Genomic DNA, 21,745 nt, shown 5'->3' with positions numbered 1-21,745 from the left:
AGGTAAGATATGCCCTGCGACGGGGTTTGTCCACGATTTGTACGGCCTATTTTCTAAAAAAGGAGAAAACGATCACATTTGGATCGTCGGGAAAAGGGCGCTGCGCTTGTTATCTATTCAATGATGCATAAAAATAACGAGCAGAAAACAGAGGGGAATGCCATGTCGAAGCAGGATGAACAGCGGTTGCTGGTGAAGATCGCCACGCTTTACTACAGCGAGAATAAAAAGCAGTCCGAGATCGCCTCGCTGCTGCATCTGTCCCAGTCTTTTGTTTCACGGGCGCTTACCCGCTGCCAGAAAGAGGGGCTGGTGAAAATTACCGTAGTCCAGCCGACAAACATTTTTGTCGATCTGGAAAAGGCGATTGAGGAGCGTTTTGGCATTCGACAAGCGATAGTCGTGGATGTGGGCGAGAATGCCAGTTACAGCCAGGTAAAGCATGCCATCGGCAGCGCGGCGGCGCACTATGTCGAAACGCGGCTGCGGCCGGAAGACCTCGTGGGGATCTCGTCCTGGAGCAGTACGATCCGCTGCATGGTGGATGAGATGCATCCGCAGAATATTCGCGCCGCCGGGGTGATTCAGCTGTTGGGCGGTGTCGGTCCCAACGGCAACGTGCAGGCTACCATTTTAACCCAGCAGCTGGCGGCGCATTTAGGCTGCCCGGCGTGGCTGTTGCCGTCGCAGAGTATTGAGCATTCCGTGGAGGAGCGCAGCCGTCTGGTAAACAGCCCGGACGTCGCGGCGGTGGTGGCGAAATTTGCCGAAGTGGATGTGGCCATCGTCGGTATTGGTGAACTGGAGCCTTCTCAGCTGCTGAAAAACTCCGGTAACTATTATAATGAAAGCATGCTCCAGCTGCTGGCGGAGCGCGGCGCGGTGGGGGATATCTGCCTGCATTACTATGATGCGGCGGGCAAACCGGTACTGAGCCAGGATGAGGATCCGGTGATCGGGATGGAGCTTGAGCAAATTCGTCGCTGTCCGCAGGTGATTGCGCTGGCCGGCGGCGTGGACAAAGAGAACGCCATCCGCGGCGCGTTGCAGGGCGACTATATTGATGTCCTGATCACCGACTTCCCGACCGCGCGCGCGTTAATTAAGGGCTAAGCGGGGGTGGAGACTGGCGTGCTTGGCGTGCCAGCGTCGCCAGTTCGTCCGCGCTGAGGCGAGTCATCCGCAACACGGTTTCAGTGTCCATACCGTTCTCTAACATCATCAGCGCGATGCGGCAGGCTTCGCGATGCTCACCCGCCTGTAAACCTTCCTGAAGCCCCTCTTGCTGGCCTTGCTGTAACCAGCGTTGTTTTCCCTCTTCGCGACCTTTCTGCTTCAGGTACTCGGCAATCGTCATCAGGGTATCCTCATATTGCGGCAGACGTTCGACCAACTGGTCGATAAAGTTATCCGGGTCGGCGCTATTACCATGCAGCGACATATAGGTAAATAACGTTTTGAACTGCTGGTGGTCAGTGTATCCCATCAGCACCACCTCCACCAACTGCTGGAGGATATGGCTAAGATCGCGTTGACGGATGTGTTTCTGGACCAGTTCCAGAAGCGCGATCCGCCGATGCTGTAATATGGCGTCGTCGGGAATATCGGTCACATCGACGAGCGGAAAGGCCCCGAGATAAAGCTGTTTTGCCGGTGAGTCAGGTGGAAACTCATCCAGCCAGCACAGTGAAAAGGGATAGGGAGAAATGCTGCCATGATAAAACAGCATGGGAATTACCAGCGGCAGCGCTTTATGGCCGCGATCAAGATGCTGTTGCATGGCCGCGAGGGCATAGCGCAGGAGTCTGAATGCCATATGGCTGTCCGGGGTGCTCTGATGCTCAATGACCACATAGATATAGCCCTCTCCCTTGCTGGTCTGCAGAGAGTAGAGAATATCGGAATAGCTGGCGCGCAGGTTGTCCTCAACAAAGCTCCCGGATTCCAGGTGCAGAGTGCTTAAGTCGCACAGTTGCCGCAGCGCGGGCGGCAGATGAATATCCAGAAAATCGCGTGCGGTTTCGCTGTCGCGCAGAAAGCGCTTAAACAGACTGTCGTGCGGGGTCGAGTGAGGACGTTTTTTCATGGCTTCCTTGCCTGGCAGAGCAGAGTGGCGGGATGCTACCACCGCTTGCTGTCGGGCAGGATTTTTCGATGAGGTTTTGCGAAGCGCCTCGGAGAAAGGCGCATCGTGAGTCAGTCTCGCCTCCTGTGGTCTGAGCCACAGGAGGTCTTGCGGTTACTTATTCTCCATGACCGTTTTCTGGGCGACCACCGCCGCCTTCTGCTGCATCCGGTTTTGCATCTGATCGATAATGACCGCCACAATAATCACGATCCCTTTGATGACCATCTGCCAGAACTCGCTCACCCCCATCATCACCAGCCCGTCGGCGAGAAAACCGATGACAAACGCACCAATCAGCGTACCCAGGATGGTTCCCCGGCCGCCGGCCAGTGATGTTCCGCCCAGTACGACGGCGGCGATAGCATTCATCTCAAAAGCGGTACCGTTAGCCGGATGGCTGGCCAGCAGCTGCGCGGAGACCACTATCCCGGCAATGGCGGCGCAAAAACCGGACAGCGTGTAGACCAGCACTTTAATTTGCTTCACTTTCACGCCGGAGAGCTCGGCGGCGCGCTCGTTGTCACCGATCGCATAAACATGGCGGCCAAAGGGCAAACGCCGCGCGATATAGGCGATGATCAGCGCCAGCAGGATCATCAGCCAGATGGCCCACGGGATGCCAAAGAGCGCACCTGCGCCAATTTCATCGAAACCCGTGTTGCCCAGCTGCGGATTGCCCGCGAGCCCGGGGAAGGTTTGGCCATCAGAGGTCAGCATCGCGGCTCCGCGGAGCACATACATGGTACCGAGGGTGCAGATAAACGGCGCCACATTGTAGCGGGTAATGATCCAGCCATTAGCGGCGCCAATCAGCGCGCCTATCAGCAGCACCAGGGGCACAATGACCCACACGCTTGGAAAAATGGCGATGCCGAACATCGGCAAGACGATCCCTTTGGTGATAAGCCAGCCGGCTATCATTCCGCAGAGACCGAGCGTAGCGCCAATCGAAAGGTCGATACCGGCAGTGATAATGACAAAGGTGATCCCCAACGCCAGAAAGGCGTTAATCGCAATGTGTTTAATCATAATCACCATGCTGCCAGCGGATAAAAAACCGGGCACGGTCATCGTGAAGAAGCCGACAATCAGGAACAGCGCGATAAAGGTGCGCAGTTTTAATAACAACAGCAGGATATTTTCACGGGAGAGAGAGGCTCCGCCGCGCGGCGCCAGTGCGACCGATTGTGTCATTTTCATCTTAGAACCCCTGAGCGCTTGCTGAAACCAGCGCCGACTCTTCGGCCTGGTCACGAACGATATCGGCGGTCAGTTTGCCGCCTGACATCACCAGGATACGGTCAGAGACCGCCATGATTTCTTTTAAATCGGAGGTGGAGAACACCACCGCCATTCCCTGCTGCGACAATTGCACCATCATGCGAAACACATCCCCCTTGGCGCCGATGTCGATTCCGCGCGTAGGCTCGTCAAGAAACAGCACCTTCGGATTGGTTAACAGCGAACGGCCAATAACCACCTTTTGCTGATTGCCGCCGCTGAGCGCCTGGATCTCGACCTCTGGTGATGAGACCTTAATGGAGAGATTGCCAATCGTGCTGGCGACGACGGCCTCTTCCTTTTTAGTGGCAATGGTTAACCCGCGCTGAAGACGACGCCACAGGCTGGCAATGGTCAGATTGCTGGCGACTGACGAGATGGGAAAAATCCCGGTCCGCTTACGATCTTCCGGCACCAGACTCATGCCCATGCGGATACGTTCGGCCGTGGTTAACCGCTGGGGAACCGGTTTGCTGTCCAGCCAGATCTTGCCAAAGTAGTGGCGCGCTGTCCCCAGCAGACATTCAAACAGCTCGGTTCGCCCGGCGCCCATCAGACCGTAGATCCCAATAATTTCACCGGCATGTGCTTTAAAACTGACGTTATCCACCACCGTATTGCCCGCGGCATTCACGCAGGTCAGGTTCTCCACTTCCAGCAGTGGGGCGCCGAAGCGGCGATCCGGGGGAAGAAAATGGCTTACCGGATCGCTGCCCAGCATTTCACGGACGATCCATGGCACATCAATTTCACTCACCCTGGCCTCCGCCTGGAATTTGCCGTCACGCAGTATGGTAATGACGTCGCCGATGGCCATCAGCTCCTCCAGACGGTGTGAGATGTAGATAATGGACACCCCCTGACGCGTCAGTTCGCGGATGACCCGAAACAGGATATCCACCTCGGTTTTGCTTAAGGCTGAAGTGGGCTCATCAAGGATCAGAATGTCCGCATTTTCCGCCAGCGCTTTGGCTATTTCGACCAACTGCTGCTGACCGACCTTCAGGTTACCCACCAGCTCCCGCGGCGAGATCGGCTGATCGAGTCGCTGCAACAGCTCCGCGGCTTGTCGTTCCTGCTCTGCTTCGTTAATTGGCGTCAGCCCGCGCTGTAGCTCGCGACCAAGAAAGATATTTTCCGCGACGCTAAGATTTTCAAACAGGTTCAGCTCCTGGTGGACCATACCAATGCCGTGGGCGGCGGCCTCGCGGGTGCTGGAGAAATGGACTATGTTGCCGTTGAGCTCCATTTCACCCAGGCTCGGCTGTTGCACACCGGCGAGAATTTTCATGAGCGTTGATTTACCGGCGCCATTTTCGCCGATGATCACGTTAACTTTGCCGCGCCAGACGTTGTAGTCGACGTTATCCAACGCCACCGTGCCGGGGAACAACATCGAAATACCACGGGTGCGTAAAATGATATCCTCTGCGGGTGAACTGGCCATCAGCGCACCTCCTGTTTTAGCTGAAGAGCGGCCGCATCCTGCAGACTGCCGTTAATAACCGTGACCGCAAAGAGAATATCGACAGGCTTGCCTGTCCAGCTCGCGTCCACTTTCGGCAACTGTTTAATAGCCTCTCGATTGTAGGCGCGTGAAAGCTGCGCAAACTGCACCTGGTTGGTAAAGTCTTCAAATTTGAAACCGCTGGCATCGCGGATGGCATTGCCTCGCATGACAGGACCTAATTGCACGACCAACGGCTGGCCGTGTAGCGTAAGTTTGAGCTTTTGCTCGCGTGGGTTGCCGACGTCAATCCCGGTCACCTCGCTGTTCAGGTGGACAAAGACGCTCTGTGGCGTAGCGCCAGACGCCTGGCGCACTTTTTCCAGCGCAGTCGCGTCCAGCGCATGTTGGTTCGCTGCGTCAATCACACGAGATTGCCAGGTTTGTTGCGCGATCTGCTGCGGGGTGAGATGGTCGAAGCTGGGTTTCGCGTTCGGGTCGGCAGGCAGCACTGGCTTGCCATTCTCATCTAAGTCCACCACCGTGCAGGCCGTCAGCAACAGGGCGGCGCAGCCCATCAGCACGGCGCCCCATTGTTTTAACCGCATCATTTCCGCCTTACTCGCTGAGGTTGAACATGTTGAGTTTTTTCGCATTGCCACTATCGATGAGGATGCAGTCCATCAACTGCTTCTCTTCTTTCTGGGCTTTCCCGTTCTTGAGGAAAAAGTCCGCCTGTTCCACGGCCATTTGCGCCTGCTTCCAGCCAGGCTGGAGAACCGTGGCTTTAATGTTGCCCTGCTTGAGTATCGAGTCGCGCGTGTAGTCGCTGCCGTCGAAGCCGACGACAATCACGTCGTTTTTACCTGCGGCTTTCAGCGCCGCTTCCGCCCCCAGCGCCATGGTATCGTTGCCGGAAATCACACCGACGATATCCGGATTCGTCTGCAGAATAGCTTCCATACGGGTAAAGGCTTCCGTCTGGCTCCAGTTCGCCGTCTGCTGGGCGACCATTTTCATTTCCGGATAGTCGTCCAGCACATCGTGATAACCCTGCGAGCGGACGCTGGCGTTGGTGTCGGACTGACGACCTAACAGTTCGACATACTTGCCTTTACCGTTGAGGAGGCTGGCGAATTTTTCTGCGCCAAGCTGGGCGCCCTGATAGTTGTTAGAGACGATTTGCGCCACGGCGACGCCGGTTTTATTGATCTCTCTGTCGATTAAAAATGCCGGCACACCTGCCGCTTTTGCTTTTTCCAGCGGGCCGACGGTGGCATCCGCGCCAGCGTTATCCAGGATGATGGCTTTGGCTTTCCGCGCAATAGCCGTTTCAATCAATTGGTTTTGTTTGTTGACGTCATCGTCGTGCGAGGCGACCAGGGTGCTGTAACCCAGCTCTTTCGCTTTCGCCGCTGCGCCGTCAGCCTCGGCTTTAAAGAACGGATTATCATGTGAAGGGGTAATGATTGCGATCAGGCCATTATCGGCGGCGAAAAGTGAGCCAGATGCGGCCATCATGGAGGCAAACAGAACAGACTTTATCAGGGTAGTTTTCATTATTATCTCCGCATTGAATATATATTCAGCAATGATTTATTATTCAATGTAACCATAAAGCGGACAGCCAGAACTGTCTACGGTTTGCACAGGTAATTTCTTAAAAAGCGAAAAGGATCACGCTTCGCGAGGCGGGCAGGTACAGGTAATAACGAAATCGTCTTTTATCAGATGGTTGATTTGCAAGGTGAAATGAGCAAGCTGTACGGAGAAGCTGGCGGTAAAACGTAAATGGATCTGCTGCGCAGTGAGTGCCACAATCCGGGCGCTGTGGAAGCCGGGCAGGGCTAAAGCGTGAGAGGACCAGGCCTTAAACCCACTCTCTTTCGCCGAAAACGCCAGCGTCAGCGCCAGCGGGAAGGGCAGGCCGCTGTGTAACAGCACCTTTTTTTCCACCTCGTTGATAATGCTGCTCTCCAGCTCCGCCGCCAGCGGTGGCGTAAACTGGCGCTCGATATCGACGCCCACCGGCCGGTCAGTCACTACCGCCAGCGCGCGCTGGCCGCAGTGGCTGATGCTGCCGAACCAGGGCGCGGGCCACAGCGGCTGGCGCCGATCGCCGATGGCGGGAGGCTGTTTTTCCCCGACCTCGCGCAGGGCGTACACCGCGGCGATGCGCCCGGCCAGGTGCTCCGCCTGCCGCTTGCGGCCCCAGCCGCTCAGGCTGGCGTGGTAGGGCAGCCACAACAGATCTTCAGGCTGGAAAGTCGCCGGGTCGAAATCGATCTGCTGCATCGTATAGCCGGCCAGCGGCAGGGTGGCGTGATGGATGCGCATAGGGCAAGAATACCGTGGTTGTCCCCGCCCTTTGTCCTGCAAGGGCGGGGCAGGGAGAACCCGCTATCAGAAGTGGGTGTTGACGCTCAGGTACCAGGTGCGGCCCGATTCGTTGTAGGTCTCGGCGCCGGCGCCGTACATCGTGCCGGTGGCACCCCCAGTGGTCTGGGCGTTGCCCGCGCGCCAGTGGCGCTTGTCGAAGACGTTATCCACGCCGCCGGTCAGACTAACGTATTTGGTGACGTCCCAGGTCGCGCTCAGGCCGAGGATGCTGTAGGGGCTGACCTCGTTCTTCTCGCTGCCGGTAACCGGTTGACCCTTATAGTTGTACTTTTTCGGCTCCTGTTTGCCGTACCAGGTAAAGGTCGATTGCAGCGAAACATCATCGCGTACCTGCCAGCTCAACGTGGAGTTTAGCGTGTATTCCGGGATTATCGACAGACGATCGCCGGTCTCTTTGTTCTTACTCTGCAGCATATAGGTGATGTTGTTGGTCCAGTTGACGGTCTCGCTCACCGGGACGTTGAGCGTGCCTTCCAGGCCTTCCACTACCGCTTTCGGCACGTTTTCCCACTGGTAGAGATCGGTACCTTTACCGTTTTGATAGACCGGAACATAGCCTGCCTCAATCTTGTTGCGGTAATCGTTGCGGAACCAGGTCACGCCCGCCAGCCAGCCGTCGCGTTTAAACTCAAGGCCAATCTCTTTGTTGATGCTGGTCTCGGCTTTTAAATCTTCATTCCCCTGCAGATAGCAGCCGTCTTTGCTGGCGTAGCAGCCCTGGCCTTTGCTGTAGAGAATGTAGTTCGGGTTGGTCTGATACAGGCTCGGCGCTTTATAGGCGCGGGCGATGCCCATCTTCAGCGTGAAGTCGTCCCACAGCCCTTGGGACAGGTTAAGGGACGGACTCCAGTTGTTGCCGACGATGCTGTGGTGATCGAAACGCAGCGCCGGGGTCAGCATGGTGGTGTCGGTCAGCTCCATGTTGTTCTCAGCAAACAGGGAGAAGATCTCCGCCTGCGAGTACGGGCTGCGGCCGGTGCTGTCGTAGCCCGGAATTTCTCCTCCCGACAGCGCCTGGGTATTGGAGGCATTATCCTTCATCCGCTGCTGGTTCCACTCGCTGCCCAGCGTCAGGTTCTGATTAACCAGATAGTCGAACGGGATGCTGACTTCGCTGTGCAGCATCACATCCGCCAGATCGATATCGGTGAACTGGTTGCTGTTGAAGATCCCCTCGGTACCCCCGGCCAGACCTTCGCCTTTGCGCGAGTTGCGGGTGCGTTCGTACTGCGCCCAGTTGCTGGTAGTCACGCCGTTGTCCCAGGCGCCGTTCCAGGTGACCGAGTAGGTGTTGCGGTACAAACGGTTGGTCTCTTTGCCGTAGTTCTCTTTCACCAGGTCGTTGGAGTTGGTGTTCTGAGTGTCGCCGGCATAGAGGTTCCCCTGGCGGCTGTAGCCGGCCTCAAACTCCAGCGACTGCATCGGGGCGAATTCCCAGCGCACCAGACCATCGATGTTTTTATTTTTTACCCCTTCGCGCCCGGCCGGCAGGGTGTCGGCATAGATCCCGGTGCGTTCGGACTGATGACCCTGGTTGATGTCCCAGGCGTCGGCCTGCGTTTTGTCGAGGTTACCGAACAGGCGGAAGCTGAAATCGCCGCCCAGCGGGCCGCTGAGGCTGAAGTTGGTGCGCTTGGTGGAGCCTTCGTCTTTGTGCTCCGGGGCGTTCATATAGGTGTTCCAGGAGCCGTGCCACTCATCGCCGGTTTTTTTGGTGATGATATTCACCACGCCGCCGGCGGCGCCGTTACCGTAGCGGGCGGCGGCCGGGCCGCGAATCACTTCGATGCGTTCGATCATCTCCGGCGGCACCCAGCTGGTGTCGCCGCGGGTGTCGCGCTCGCCGCGCCAGCCGAGACGCACAGAGTTGCGGCTGGTGACCGGCTTGCCGTCGATCAGGATCAGGGTGTTTTCCGGGCCCATGCCGCGGATATCAATCTGGCGGTTATTGCCGCGCTGGCCGCTGGTGGAGTTGCCGGTCAGGTTGACCCCCGGCATGGTGCGAATGATCTCCGAGACGTCGCGCGCCGGCGGACGCTTGCGGATCTCATCGGCGGTGATGGTGGAGACGCCCGGCGCCTGCAGGTTCTGCTCGGCGGCGGTGACCACCATGGTCTCTTCCGCGGCGCTGTTTTTATCGTCGGTGGCGGTTTCCGCTGCGCTTAACGGAAAAGCAACCCCGTAAATTCCCAGATTGACCAGCAAGGCCAGGGATTTGATCCTGTTATTCATTGTTATTCCTGCTTTTTTGTCGCCACGTTCCCCAAACGCCCCTTCCCACCGGGAGGGGAGGCGGCATAAATGTTGCCGGAAGAGGGCAAAGGCACTCCGTCGCTAGCTGAATAAGCTCTCTTCGACATGTGTTGTGAAAGACGCGCTTCCCACGGCGCGCTAATACGCTATTGCAAATGCAAATAGTTATCAATAATATTATCAATAAAGAATTACAATTAATTAAAAAAGTCACGCGATACATAGGGTTAATGACAGAATGTTAAGGACAGGAAGCGAGGAGTGGTGGCGAACCCTGCAGGGTCCGCAGTCCCGGGCGGTGGATGACGCCATCGAGGTGACGTTCTGGTGGCGGGATCCGGCAGGGGATGAAACGCGTTCTCCACGCCGTCGGGTATGGCTCTATATCACCGGCGTGACCGACCACCATCAGAATGCGCGGCCGCAATCGCTGCAACGTCTGCCCGGGACCGACGCCTGGTGCTGGCGAACCACGCTGTCGCCGACCTGGCGCGGCAGCTACTGCTTTATTCCCTCCGACCGTGACGATGATTTTTCCCCTGAGGTGTTCAGCGCTGATAAGCCGGACCGCGCGCTGCTGCGTGAAGGCTGGCGCAAACTGCTGCCGCGGGCGATAGCCGATCCGCTGAACCCGCACAGCTGGCGGGGTGGACGCGGCCATGGGGTCTCGGCTCTGGAGATGCCGCAGGCGCCGGCGCAGCCCGGCTGGGACCAGCTTAATGCAGCGCATCCTCCCGCTCGTTGCCTTGAGTGGCGCAGCGCGCGTCTGGGCAACCATCGCCGGGTCTGGATCTACACCCCCGGCGAGGCCGTCGATCCGCAAACACGGCCGCTGGCGATCCTGCTTGACGGCCAGTTCTGGGCCGAAAGCATGCCGGTGTGGTCGCCACTGGCCGCGCTGACCCGCGAGGGGAGACTGCCGCCGGCGGTCTACCTGCTGATCGACGCGATCGATAACCAGCGCCGCGGGGTTGAGCTGCCCTGTCATCGCGATTTCTGGCTGGCGGTGCAGGAGGAGCTCCTGCCCCTGGTCCGCGGCCATGCCCCGTTCAGTGACCGCCCGGATCGGACGGTGGTGGCCGGGCAAAGCTTCGGCGGCCTGGCGGCGATGTTCGCCGCCCTCAACTGGCCGCAGCGATTTGGCTGCGTGCTCAGCCAGTCAGGCTCCTACTGGTGGCCGCATCGCGATGGCCGCGGGGAGGGCTTTATCGGCGAACGTCTGCGCCAGGGCGAGGCGTCCGCGGCCGGGCTGCGCATCTGGCTGGAGGCGGGCCAGCGTGAACCGATTATTTTTCGCGCCAACCAGGCGCTGCTGGCGCAACTCACCACCACGCAGCAGACAATTTTCTGGCGTCAGGTTGACGGCGGGCATGATGCGCTCTGCTGGCGAGGCGGGCTGACGGCAGGGCTTATCCAGCTCTGGCAGCCTCTGCTGTCGCCCCCTTAGCACAGCGCTTTACGACAGGAGTTTGATATGCAATTCAGTAACCCCTTCGACAATCCGCAAGGGCAGTTTTACATTCTGCGCAATGATCAGCAGCAGTACAGCCTGTGGCCGGGGCACTGCGCGCTGCCTGCCGGATGGACGGTAGTGTGCCCTCCGCAGTCGGTTGAGGCGTGCAACGCCTGGCTGGCGGATAACTGGCCGACACTGACCCCCGCTCATCATGCGGCATAAGGAGCTGACCATGACCACTCGTTTACCGCTGGTTGCCGCGCAGCCGGGGATCTGGATGGCCGAGCGCCTCTCCACTCTGCCAGGCGCCTGGAGCGTGGCCCACTATGTTGAACTGCGGGGCGCGCTCGACCCGGCGCTGCTGGGTAAGGCGATTGTCGCCGGTCTGCAGCAGGCAGACACCCTCAGCCTGCGCTTTGAGGAACAGGAGGGGGAAGTCTGGCAGTGGGTAGCGGCGGAGCGCACCTTTGCCGAACCGCCCATCATTGACCTGCGTACGACGCCGGATCCGCATCGTGCCGCCACGGAGCGGATGCAGGCAGATCTGGCGCAGGATCTGCGCGTCGACGGCGGTAACCCGCTGGTGTGCCATCAGCTGCTGCGCGTCGGCGACGACCGCTGGTACTGGTATCAGCGTTATCACCATTTGCTGGTGGATGGCTTTAGCTTCCCGGCGATAACCCGGCAGATCGCCGCCATCTACCGCGCCTGGCAGCGCGGGGAAGCCACTCCTGAGTCGCCTTTCACCTCCTTCGCCGAGGTGGTGGACGAGTACCAGCGCTACGCCGGCAGCGAGGCCTGGCAGCGGGATAAAGCTTTCTGGCAGGCCCAGCGTCAGGCGTTACCGGCTCCCGCCTCACTCTCTGCCGCGCCGCTGGGCGGACGCGCCGCCGGGAGCGATATCTGGCGGATGAAGCTGGAGATGAACGCCGACGCCTTCCGCCGCCTGGCCAGCCATGTGCCGCAGTGTCAGCCCGCTGATCTGGCGCTGGCGCTCACCACGCTGTGGCTGGGCCGCCTGTGCAACCGGATGGACTACGCGGCGGGCTTTATCTTTATGCGCCGGATGGGCTCAGCGGCGCTGACCTCGACGGGGCCGGTGCTCAATGTCCTGCCTCTGGCGGTGCATATTGACGCCCAGGAGACGCTGGCGGACCTGGCGATGCGCCTCGCCGCTCAGCTGAAAAAGATGCGCCGCCATCAGCGCTATGACGCCGAGCAGATCGTCCGCGACAGCGGCAAAGCGGCAGGGGACGAACCGCTGTTTGGCCCGGTGCTGAACGTCAAAGTCTTTGATTACCAACTGGATATCGACGGCGTCGAGGCGGTGACCCATACTCTCGCCACCGGCCCGGTCAACGATCTTGAGCTGGCGCTGTTCCCCGATGAGACCGGCGGCCTGTCGCTGGAGATCCTCGCCAACAAGGCCCGGTATGATGAAGCCGAGCTGCGTCGCCACATGGCGCGACTGACCGCGCTGCTGGCGCAGTTTGCCGCCGATCCGACGCTGCGCTGCGGCGACGCGGAGATGCTCTCCGCCGACGAGCTGACCCGGCTGGCGGCGGTCAACGATACCGCTATGCCGCTGCCCGCCACCACCCTCAGCGCGCTGGTGGCCGACCAGGCGCGGAAGACTCCTGATGCCCCAGCGCTGGCGGATGCAAACTGGCAGTTCAGCTATCGCGAGATGCGTCAGCAGGTGGTGGCGCTCGCGCAGCTGCTGCGTCAACGCGGCGTGAAGCCGGGCGACAGCGTGGCGGTGGCCCTGCCGCGCTCGGTGTTCCTGACCCTGGCGCTGCACGGCATTGTCGAAGCGGGGGCAGCCTGGCTGCCGCTGGACACCGGCTACCCGGACGACCGTCTGCGGATGATGCTGGAAGACGCCCGGCCGTCGCTGCTGATCGCCTCGGAGGATCAGCTGGCCCGCTTCAGCGATATCCCCGGGCTGGAGAGCCTCTGCTACCAGCAGCCGCTGGCCGTTGCGGAGGACGCGCCGCTGGCGCTGTCAAAACCGGACCATACCGCCTACATCATCTTTACCTCGGGCTCCACCGGGCGGCCGAAAGGGGTGATGGTCGGCCAGACCGCCATCGTCAACCGCCTGCTGTGGATGCAGGATCGCTATCCGTTATCTGCCGACGACGTGGTGGCGCAGAAAACGCCGTGCAGTTTTGACGTTTCGGTGTGGGAGTTCTGGTGGCCGTTTATCGCCGGCGCGCGGCTGGTGATGGCCGAGCCGGAGGCGCACCGCGACCCGCAGGCGATGCAGCAGTTCTTCGCCCACTACGGCGTGACCACCACCCACTTTGTGCCGTCGATGCTGGCGGCGTTTGTCGCCTCGCTGGATGCCGACAGCGTCGCCGCCTGCCGCACGCTGCGGCGGGTATTCTGCAGCGGCGAAGCGCTGCCGACGGAATTGTGCCGCGAGTGGGAGCGCTTGACCGGCGCGCCACTGCATAACCTGTACGGCCCGACGGAAGCGGCGGTGGACGTCAGCTGGTATCCGGCCTGCGGGCCTGAGCTGGCGGCGGTGACCGGCAGCAGCGTGCCGATTGGCTGGCCGGTATGGAACACCGGGCTGCGCATTCTCGATGGCGCAATGCGCCCGGTGCCCCCGGGGGTGGCGGGGGATCTCTATCTCACCGGCATCCAGCTGGCGCAGGGCTATCTGGGGCGTCCTGACCTCACCGCCAGCCGCTTTATCGCCGACCCGTTTGCCCCCGGCGAGCGGATGTATCGCACCGGCGACGTGGCGCGCTGGCTGGCGAACGGCGCGGTGGAGTATCTTGGCCGCAGCGACGACCAGCTGAAGATCCGCGGGCAGCGCATCGAGCTTGGCGAGATTGACCGGGCGATGTCGGCCCTGCCGGACGTGGCGCAGGCGGTGAGTCACGCCTGCGTCTTCAACCAGGCGGCGGCGACCGGCGGCGATGCCCGACAGCTGGTGGGCTATCTGGTCTCTGACTCCGGCCTGCCGCTGGATACCGCGGCGCTGAAAGCGCGGCTGGCGGAACAGCTGCCGCCGCATATGGTGCCGGTGGTGCTGATGCAGCTCGCTGACCTACCGCTCAGCGCTAATGGCAAACTGGATCGCAAAGCGCTGCCGCTGCCGACCCTCGGCGGCGAGCGCAGCGGCCGGCCGCCGGAGCCCGGCATGGAAACTCTTGTCGCCGCCGCCTTCAGTCAGCTGCTGGGCTGCGAGGTGAATGATATCGACGCTGATTTCTTTGCCCTCGGCGGCCATTCGCTGCTGGCGATGCGCCTGGCGGCACAGCTTAGCCGCCAGCTGGCGCGACAGGTGACCCCGGGGCAGGTGATGGTGGCCTCGACGGTGGGCAAACTGAGCGCGCTGCTGGCCGCCGATCTCAGCGATGAGCAGGCTCAGCGCCTGGGCCTGGATGCGCTTCTGCCGCTGCGCGAGAGCGACGGTCCGACGCTGTTCTGCTTCCATCCGGCCTCCGGCTTCGCCTGGCAGTTCAGCGTGCTGGCGCGCTATCTCAGCCCGCGCTGGTCGATTACCGGTATTCAGTCGCCGCGCCCGCAGGGGCCGATGGCCAGCGCCGCCAGCCTCGACGAGGTGTGTGAGCATCATCTGCAAACGCTGTTGGCGCAGCAGCCGCACGGTCCTTATTACCTGTTCGGTTATTCGCTCGGCGGCACCTTAGCCCAGGGCATTGCCGCCCGCTTGCGCCAGCGCGGCGAAGCGGTGGCCTTCCTCGGCCTGCTGGATACCTGGCCGCCGGAGACGCAAAACTGGGCGGAGAAAGAGGCTAACGGGCTGGATCCGGCGGTGCTGGCGGAGATTGCCCGCGAGCGGGAGGCGTTCCTCGCCGCCCAGCAGGGGCAAGCCTCCGGCGAGCTGTTCAGCGCCATCGAAGGCAACTATGCCGACGCGGTGCGGCTGTTAACCACCGCGCCCAGCGCGAAGTTTGACGGCAAGGCGACGCTGTTCGTGGCGGAGAAGACGCGGCAGGCGGGGATGGATCCGCAGGTCGTATGGGGCCCGTGGGTGGGCGAGCTGGAGGTGTTCAGCCAGAACTGCGCCCACGTCGACATTATCTCCCCGCAGGCCTTTGAAGCCATCGGCCCGGTGGTCAAGGAGATTCTGGGATAACGGTTGAGTTCGGGCTACAGCAGGTAGCCCGGCTCAGGGTAGCGCAAGCCGGGGAAAGGGAGAATTACCGGCGCCCCAGCGGCACCACCAGCGGCGTATGCGCCACCGGATCCTCAATGATCGTGCAGCGCAGGCCGTAAATTCGTTCAATCAGTTCCGCCGTGACGATCTCCTTCGGCGCCCCCTCGGCGACGATCTTGCCGTCGCGCAGGGCGATCAGGTGGGTGGCGTAGCGGCAGGCCTGGTTCAGATCGTGCAGCACCGCCGCCAGGGTATAGCCCTTCTCGCGATTCAGCTCGCTCAACAGCTCCAGCAGGTCGATCTGATGGCTGATGTCCAGCCAGGTGGTCGGCTCATCCAGCAGCATAATCGCCGTCTCCTGGGCCAGCACCATCGCAATCCACGCCCGCTGCCGCTGGCCGCCGGAGAGCGTATCGACGCTCTGCAGCGCCAGGTCGCTGATCCCGGTGGCCCGCATCGCATTATTCACCGCCGCTTCATCTTCTTTGCGCCAGCGGGTGAACAGCGGCTGGTGCGGGTAGCGCCCGCGGGCCACCAGCTCCTGCACCGTAATATCGCCAGGAGTGGTGGCATTTTGCGCCAGCAAGCCGATGCGGCGGGCGACCTCTTTACTGGCGTACTGCTGGATCTGCGCGCCGTCGAGCCAGACATGGCCGCTGGCCGGCGTCATCAGACGGCTGAGGGTGCGCAGCAGCGTCGACTTGCCGCAGCCGTTGGGGCCGATAATGGCGGTGAAGTGGCCGTCAGGGATGGTCACGTTCAGCGACTCGGCGATGGTCTTGTTCCCGTAGGCCAGGGTTAACTGCTCGCCGCGCAAACGGGAGGGGACAGCACTCATTTTTTGCGGGACTCCTGAATCAACAAAGCAATAAGGTAAATACCGCCGAGGCTGACGGTTAGCACGCCCACCGGCAGTTGCCAGGGCATAAACAGCCGCTGGGCGCCGTAATCGGCCAGCGCCAGCAGCAGCGCGCCGCACAGGGCAGACTGGGTTAATCCCCAGCGGGCCGTGCCGCTCAGGCGGCGGGCGATATGCGGCGCCACCAGCGCGATAAATGAGATTGGCCCGGCCAGCGCCGTCGAGGCGGCGGTGAGCACCACTGCCACTAGCATCAGCAGCAGGCGCGAGCGTTCGACCTGCACCCCCAGCGCGCAGGCGGTATCGTCGCCCATCTCCAGCAGCCGCATCCGACGAACCAGCAGGGCGCTGCCCACCAGCATCAACAGGATCAGCGGCGCTGACGGCCAGGTTTTACCCCACGTCAGGCCGTTAAGCGATCCGGCGTTCCACAGGCCCGCAGAAAGGGCGGTCTCCAGCGAGGCGCGCAGCAGCAGCCAGGTGTTGAATGCCACCAGCATGGCGCGCACGCCGATGCCGATAATGATCAGGCGGAAGGTCTCGATCCCGTTGCGCCAGGCCAGCAGCCAGACCACCAGCGAGGTCAGCACCCCGCCGGCCATCGCCGCCAGGGCGATCGCCGTCAGGTTCTGGCCGAAGAGCACCATCGCCACCAGCACGCCGCTCCAGGCGCCGGTGTTAAAGCCCATCACGTCCGGGCTGCCGAGCGGGTTACGGGTCAGCGACTGGAAAATGGCGCCGCTGACGCCGAGCGCGGCGCCGATGAGCAGCGCCATTAACACCCGCGGCAGACGCCATTCGTTTACCACCATCGCGACGTTGCGCGGCGCGTCGCCGAACAGCGCCGAGAACACCTGGTCAATCGTTAGCGGCACCGGGCCTTGCGCCAGCCCGAGCAGGGAAATCAGCAGGCTGGCGGCCATCAGCAGCAGACAGCTGGCTATCAGGCGGCGGGACGGGGCAATCACAGGCCACCTCCCCGCGGCTGGCGGCGCACCAGCCAGATCAGCACCGGCGCGCCGAGAAAGGCGCTCACCACCGATACCCGCAGTTCGCCGGGCACCAGCAGGCGGCCAATCACGTCGGCAAACAGCAGCAGCGCCGGGGTGGCGAGCAGGGTGACCGGCAGCGACCAGCGATGATCGGCCCCCACCAGCCAGCGCGCCATATGCGGCATCATCAGACCGATAAAGGCGATAGGGCCGACGACGGCGGTGGCGCTGCCGCACAGGACGGTGATAACGATCAGGCCGATCAGCTGGGTGCGGGCGACGCGGCTGCCGAGGGCGGTGGCGGTATCGTTGCCGAGGCTCAGGCTGTTAAGCGCCCGGCTCAGCAGCAGGGCGGCGATCCCCGCCACCACCACCGGCAGCAGGACAATTTTCAGCGTCTGCAGGGTGCGGATATCCAGCGAACCGGCCTGCCAGAAGCGCAGCTGATCGTAGACGTCGGGGTTGAGCAGGGCGATGCCGTTGGACAGCCCTTCCAGCACCGCCGCAAGGGCGACCCCGGCGAGGGTGAGGCGCACCGGGCTCAGCTGGCCGCCGCCCTGGCTGCCGGTGAAGGCCACCAGCAGCGAGGCGCAGAGCGCGCCGCAAAACGCCAGCAGCAGCTGCTCCTGTGGAGAGGTGATCCCGAACAGCGCCGCGCCGAGGACGATGGCGAAGCTGGCGCCGGAGTTGACCCCCAGCAGGCCGGGGTCGGCCAGCGGGTTACGGGTGAGCGTCTGCATCAGCGCGCCGGCGAGACCGAGTGCGATGCCCGCCAGCAGACCGGCCAGGGTGCGCGGCAGGCGCGCATCCAGCACGATGGTGCAGTCGGCGCTTTGACAGGTTCCGCTAAAGGCGGTGAATACCGTGCCGATCGGCAACGATTTGGCGCCGATGGTCAGGCTAAGCGCGGCGGCTAAGGCGAGTAGTAGCAACAATCCGGGCACGGCGACAGAGCGTACCGCGGTCGTAGAAAACGACATAACTGACATCCCTGATATGATAATGATAGTAATTATCGTTATCGATTTTATTCAGCTATGGTAGCATGACCCACAGGAAAAAGGGTATTAAAAATAACGACAAGGCGCTGTAATGAACCGACAATCCTGGCTGCTTAACCTCAGCCTGCTGAAAACTCACCCGGCGTTTCGCGCCGTTTTTATCGCTCGCTTTATCTCTATTCTGTCGCTTGGTCTGCTGGGCGTGGCCATCCCGGTGCAGATCCAGATGATGACCCATTCGACCTGGCAGGTCGGGTTGTCGGTGACCTTGACCGGCGCGTCGATGTTTATTGGCCTGATGGTGGGGGGCGTACTGGCTGACCGCTATGAGCGCAAACGCCTGATCCTGCTGGCGCGCGGCACCTGCGGCGTGGGCTTTGTCGGCCTGTGTCTGAACGCCCTGCTGCCGGAGCCGTCGCTGGCGGCGATTTATCTGCTGGGGATCTGGGACGGTTTCTTCGCTTCTTTAGGCGTGACCGCGCTGCTGGCGGCGACCCCGGCACTGGTGGGGCGGGAAAACCTGATGCAGGCCGGGGCCATCACTATGCTGACGGTGCGCCTGGGCTCGGTGATTTCGCCCATGATCGGCGGCCTGCTGCTGGCCTCCGGCGGCGTGGCGTGGAACTTCGGCCTGGCGGCGGCGGGGACGTTTATCACCACCTTAACCCTGCTGCGTCTGCCGCAGCTGCCGCCGCCTCCGCAGCCGCGCGAGCATCCGCTGCGTGCCCTGCTGGCGGGGCTGACCTTCCTCTGTCAGAGCCCGCTTATCGGCGGGATTGCGCTGCTCGGCGGCCTGCTGACCATGGCCAGCGCGGTGCGGGTGCTCTATCCGGCGCTGGCCGGGAGCTGGCAGATGTCGGCCGGACAGATTGGCCTGCTGTACGCCGCGATTCCGCTCGGCGCGGCGCTGGGGGCATTGACCAGCGGGCAGCTGGCCCAGACCGTGCGGCCGGGCGCGCTGATGCTGGCGACGACGGTGTGCTCCTTTGTCGCCATTGCGCTGTTCAGCCTGATGCCGCACTGGGCGTTGGGTGCGCTGTGCCTGGCGCTGTTTGGCTGGCTGAGCGCTATTAGCTCGCTGCTGCAGTACACCCTGATCCAGACCCAGACGCCGGAACATATGCTCGGGCGGATTAACGGTCTGTGGACCGCCCAGAACGTCACCGGCGACGCCATCGGCGCGGCGCTGCTCGGCGGGTTAGGGGCGGTGATGACGCCGGTCGCTTCTGCCAGCGCCAGCGGCTGGGCGCTGGCCCTCGTCGGCGTGCTGCTGGTGGGACTGCTACGCGAGCTGCGCCGCTTCCAGCGCCCGGAAATCGTCAACGAAAGTTAAGTAGGGGGCGATTGCCCGGTGGCGGCTGCGCCTTACCGGGCCTGGGGGGGCGGGCATTGTAGGCCGGGCAAGCGCAGCGCCGCCCGGCAAAGCGTTCAGGCTGGGTTCCCGTCCTGATGGCACAGCCCGCGCTAGCCGAACAGGCTGGAGAGACGCTGGAGCACCAGCAGGGCGCTGTAGTAGTCAAGACGGAAGGTCTCGGTGCCCAGCGGGTAGACGCGTTTCCCTTCGACCGCCGGGAGATGCGCCAGCAGCGGATTGGCGTAGATGGCATCGACATCTTTCTGGTCGCCAGCGAACAGGAACAGGCTCTGGCCGTTCAGTCCGGCCGCCAGGTTCTCCCCGCCCAGCTGCACGATATCGTGGCGTTTGCCCTGGCTGTGGCTGGCAGGCAGGCCGCCTGGCAGCGTCGCCAGACTAAAGCCCAACTGCTGGAGCATCTGCCCCTGGGCCGATTCCGGCGTCCAGATATTGGCGCTGTGCGCGGCCGCGGTATAGACGAGGGCGGTGACCGGCTGCGGCGGCAGCTTCATTTTTTCTTTTAACGAAACGAGCTGTTTATTGAAGTCGGCGATGCGCGCGCTGGCCTGCTGCTCATGGCCGGTGATCTGCCCCAGCTGGGTGAGCAGCGTTTGCCAGCTTTTATCGTCATAGTTGATGACCAGCGTTGGGGCGATCGTTTTGAGCTGATCGTACAGCGGCAGTGCGGAGTCGCCGCCGGTGGCGCTCACCAGGATCAGATCCGGCATCTGGGCGGCCACCGCTTCCGCGCTCGGTTCGCCGATATACAACCGCGCCAGCTTGCGGGCTTTGGCGACCTCGCTCCACTGGCGCAGAAAGCCCTGGCTATCGGCCACGCGGTTGTTCGGGGTGGTGGCGCCGCTGGCGACCACCGGCGCGTCGATCGCCAGCAGCGAGCCGGTGAGGGTCACGCTGGTGGAGACAATGCGCAACGGCTGGCTCGGCAGGGTGTGTGTCCCGTAGCTGTCGGTGACCTGGCGCGGCCAGTCCGCCGCCTGGGCTGAGGTAATTCCTAAAAACAACAGCATGCCGGTCAGCGCACCGCGGCGGCAAAAAGAAGAGAAGTTCACGTCATCGCATCCTGATTCGAAGGGTAATAAATGCGTCTCATTTTCAACTTTGCGTTGACAGGATGCAAGCCAAAGTGGCGGCGCGATGACGTAACGCGGTTGACATGGCGGGCAATACCTTTTAGGTTAGCCAACCAAAATACAAATGATAATTATTCGTAATATATTTATCGTTTTTGGAGGATGATATGGAAACGTCACTGGCTGAGGATGTACAGAAACCTACCCGGACCTTGTCGCCGGACAGCTTCTTCTTTATGTCGCCGTACCGCAGTTTTAGCACCTCAGGCTGCTTCCGCCGCCTCTCAGCGCCCGCTGTCGGCGGCGATGCGCTGAACGGCGAGTTCCAGCAGCAGATGGCCGCCGCCTTTGCCGAGGCCCGGGCGGCGGGGATCCGCAAGCCGGTGATGGTCGGGGCCATCCCGTTCGACACCTGTCAGCCTTCCGAGCTTTATATTCCCGAGCGCTGGGAAGCGTTCTCGCGACCGGAAAAACAGCGTTCCGCCCGCTATGCCGCGCCGCTGGAGGCGATGGCGGTGGTGGAGCGCCGGGAGATCCCGGAGCAGGACGCGTTTCTAGCCATGGTGGAACGCGCCGCCGCGCTGACCGCCACCCCGGAAGTCGACAAAGTGGTGCTATCACGACTAATCGATATCACTACCCGCGATCCTGTCGATAGCGGCGCCCTGATGGAGCGCCTGATCGCTCAGAACCCCGCCAGCTTTAACTTCCATGTGCCGCTCGCCGACGGCGGTGTGCTGCTGGGCGCCAGCCCGGAGCTACTGCTGCGTAAAGAAGGGGCGCATTTCAGCTCACTGCCGCTGGCCGGCTCCGCCCGCCGCCAGCCTGACGATGTGCTGGACCGCGAAGCGGGCAACAGGCTGCTGGCGTCCGGCAAAGATCGCCATGAGCACGAGCTGGTGACCCAGGCGATGAAGAGCGTGCTGGGCCCGCGCAGCAGCCAGCTGTCGCTGCCGTCATCGCCGCAGCTAATCACCACCCCGACGCTCTGGCATCTGGCGACGCCGATCGAAGGCACGGCGCTGGCGGAAGAAAACGCCATGTCGTTGGCCTGCCTGCTGCACCCGACTCCGGCGCTGAGCGGCTTCCCGCACCAGGCGGCGAAGCGCCTGATTGCCGAACTGGAACCCTTCGACCGTCAGCTGTTCGGCGGCATCGTCGGCTGGTGTGACGATGAAGGCAACGGCGAATGGGTGGTGACCATCCGCTGCGCGCGTCTGCAGCAGCGTACGCTGCGCCTGTTTGCCGGCGCGGGCATTGTTCCGGCCTCCTCGCCGCTGGGCGAATGGCGCGAAACCGGCGTCAAACTGACCACCATGCTTAACGTATTTGGCTTGAATTAAGAGGC

17 protein-coding genes are annotated in these 21,745 nt (G+C 62.0%); 6 read left to right on the top strand and 11 right to left on the bottom strand.

Annotation, left to right across the window (positions count from 1 at the left end; all coding sequences use genetic code 11):
- Positions 1–162 precede the first annotated feature (162 nt).
- Positions 163–1,113, top strand: a complete 951-nt coding sequence (locus ACLH1I_RS07870) for a sugar-binding transcriptional regulator (RefSeq protein ID WP_004885703.1) — start codon at positions 163–165, stop codon at positions 1,111–1,113.
- Here ACLH1I_RS07870 and ACLH1I_RS07865 read toward each other — a convergent pair.
- The 7 genes from ACLH1I_RS07865 to fepA form a co-directional block, all read right to left on the bottom strand.
- Entirely contained in the window at positions 1,103–2,086 is a 984-nt protein-coding gene (locus ACLH1I_RS07865) for an Rpn family recombination-promoting nuclease/putative transposase (RefSeq protein ID WP_048296995.1), read from the bottom strand. The genes ACLH1I_RS07870 and ACLH1I_RS07865 overlap by 11 nt on opposite strands.
- A 153-nt stretch (positions 2,087–2,239) precedes the next feature.
- Positions 2,240–3,328: an ABC transporter permease gene (locus ACLH1I_RS07860; protein ID WP_048323328.1), complete on the bottom strand. Its 1,089-nt coding sequence runs from the start codon at positions 3,326–3,328 to the stop codon at positions 2,240–2,242.
- A 1-nt stretch (position 3,329) separates the two neighbouring features.
- Positions 3,330–4,856 carry a sugar ABC transporter ATP-binding protein gene (locus ACLH1I_RS07855; protein WP_044521535.1) on the bottom strand — a complete coding sequence of 509 codons (1,527 nt, stop codon included), beginning with the start codon at positions 4,854–4,856 and terminating at the stop codon, positions 3,330–3,332.
- Positions 4,856–5,464, bottom strand: coding sequence for a DUF2291 family protein (locus tag ACLH1I_RS07850; protein ID WP_004885712.1), 609 nt, complete (start codon positions 5,462–5,464; stop codon positions 4,856–4,858). Before ACLH1I_RS07850 ends, ACLH1I_RS07855 begins: the two co-directional genes overlap by 1 nt.
- Before the next feature lie 10 nt (positions 5,465–5,474).
- Positions 5,475–6,416, bottom strand: a complete 942-nt coding sequence (locus tag ACLH1I_RS07845; RefSeq protein ID WP_004178959.1) for a D-ribose ABC transporter substrate-binding protein — start codon at positions 6,414–6,416, stop codon at positions 5,475–5,477.
- Positions 6,417–6,533: 117 nt separating this feature from the next.
- Positions 6,534–7,193: an enterobactin synthase subunit EntD gene (gene entD / locus ACLH1I_RS07840; RefSeq protein ID WP_411302767.1), complete on the bottom strand. Its 660-nt coding sequence runs from the start codon at positions 7,191–7,193 to the stop codon at positions 6,534–6,536.
- Positions 7,194–7,259: 66 nt separating this feature from the next.
- Positions 7,260–9,488, bottom strand: coding sequence for a siderophore enterobactin receptor FepA (fepA, locus tag ACLH1I_RS07835; protein WP_151628495.1), 2,229 nt, complete (start codon positions 9,486–9,488; stop codon positions 7,260–7,262).
- Positions 9,489–9,747: 259 nt separating this feature from the next.
- On the opposite strand from fepA, the gene fes reads away from it, so the two are divergent.
- Genes fes through entF form a run of 3 tightly spaced genes read left to right on the top strand, consistent with a single transcriptional unit; the run spans position 9,748 to position 15,079 of the window.
- The gene (fes, locus tag ACLH1I_RS07830; RefSeq protein ID WP_151628496.1) at positions 9,748–10,956 is read left to right on the top strand and encodes an enterochelin esterase; all 1,209 of its coding nucleotides are present in this window, start codon (positions 9,748–9,750) and stop codon (positions 10,954–10,956) included.
- Positions 10,957–10,983: 27 nt separating this feature from the next.
- The gene (locus ACLH1I_RS07825) at positions 10,984–11,187 is read left to right on the top strand and encodes an MbtH family protein (protein WP_004885723.1); all 204 of its coding nucleotides are present in this window, start codon (positions 10,984–10,986) and stop codon (positions 11,185–11,187) included.
- 10 nt (positions 11,188–11,197) lie between these two features.
- On the top strand, positions 11,198–15,079 hold the full coding sequence (entF, locus tag ACLH1I_RS07820; RefSeq protein WP_198079559.1) for an enterobactin non-ribosomal peptide synthetase EntF: 3,882 nt from the start codon (positions 11,198–11,200) through the stop codon (positions 15,077–15,079).
- A gap of 64 nt (positions 15,080–15,143) precedes the next feature.
- Here entF and fepC read toward each other — a convergent pair whose 3' ends face one another.
- Genes fepC through fepD form a run of 3 tightly spaced genes read right to left on the bottom strand, consistent with a single transcriptional unit; the run spans position 15,144 to position 17,931 of the window.
- Entirely contained in the window at positions 15,144–15,938 is a 795-nt protein-coding gene (gene fepC, locus ACLH1I_RS07815) for an iron-enterobactin ABC transporter ATP-binding protein (protein WP_151628498.1), read from the bottom strand.
- Positions 15,935–16,927 carry an iron-enterobactin ABC transporter permease gene (fepG, locus tag ACLH1I_RS07810; RefSeq protein WP_004147521.1) on the bottom strand — a complete coding sequence of 331 codons (993 nt, stop codon included), beginning with the start codon at positions 16,925–16,927 and terminating at the stop codon, positions 15,935–15,937. The genes fepC and fepG overlap by 4 nt, the downstream gene beginning before the upstream one ends.
- Positions 16,924–17,931: a Fe(3+)-siderophore ABC transporter permease gene (fepD, locus tag ACLH1I_RS07805; RefSeq protein ID WP_004885733.1), complete on the bottom strand. Its 1,008-nt coding sequence runs from the start codon at positions 17,929–17,931 to the stop codon at positions 16,924–16,926. Before fepD ends, fepG begins: the two co-directional genes overlap by 4 nt.
- Positions 17,932–18,043: 112 nt before the next feature.
- Here fepD and entS point away from each other — a divergent pair, with 112 nt between their 5' ends.
- Positions 18,044–19,285, top strand: a complete 1,242-nt coding sequence (gene entS, locus ACLH1I_RS07800) for an enterobactin transporter EntS (RefSeq protein ID WP_023288782.1) — start codon at positions 18,044–18,046, stop codon at positions 19,283–19,285.
- A gap of 131 nt (positions 19,286–19,416) precedes the next feature.
- On the opposite strand, the gene fepB is transcribed toward entS, so the two are convergent.
- Positions 19,417–20,376, bottom strand: coding sequence for a Fe2+-enterobactin ABC transporter substrate-binding protein (fepB, locus tag ACLH1I_RS07795; protein WP_004885740.1), 960 nt, complete (start codon positions 20,374–20,376; stop codon positions 19,417–19,419).
- 188 nt (positions 20,377–20,564) lie between these two features.
- Between fepB and entC the strand changes: the two genes are divergently transcribed.
- Positions 20,565–21,740 (top strand): isochorismate synthase EntC, encoded by a 1,176-nt coding sequence (entC, locus tag ACLH1I_RS07790; protein ID WP_004885741.1) that lies wholly within the window; start codon positions 20,565–20,567, stop codon positions 21,738–21,740.
- Positions 21,741–21,745: the final 5 nt, after the last annotated feature.

It is taken from the genome of Klebsiella sp. 1SOBk10mer (assembly GCF_046602535.1).
Classification (GTDB): Bacteria; Pseudomonadota; Gammaproteobacteria; order Enterobacterales; family Enterobacteriaceae; genus Klebsiella; species Klebsiella quasipneumoniae.
This window is presented reverse-complemented; position numbering and strand designations above follow the sequence as displayed.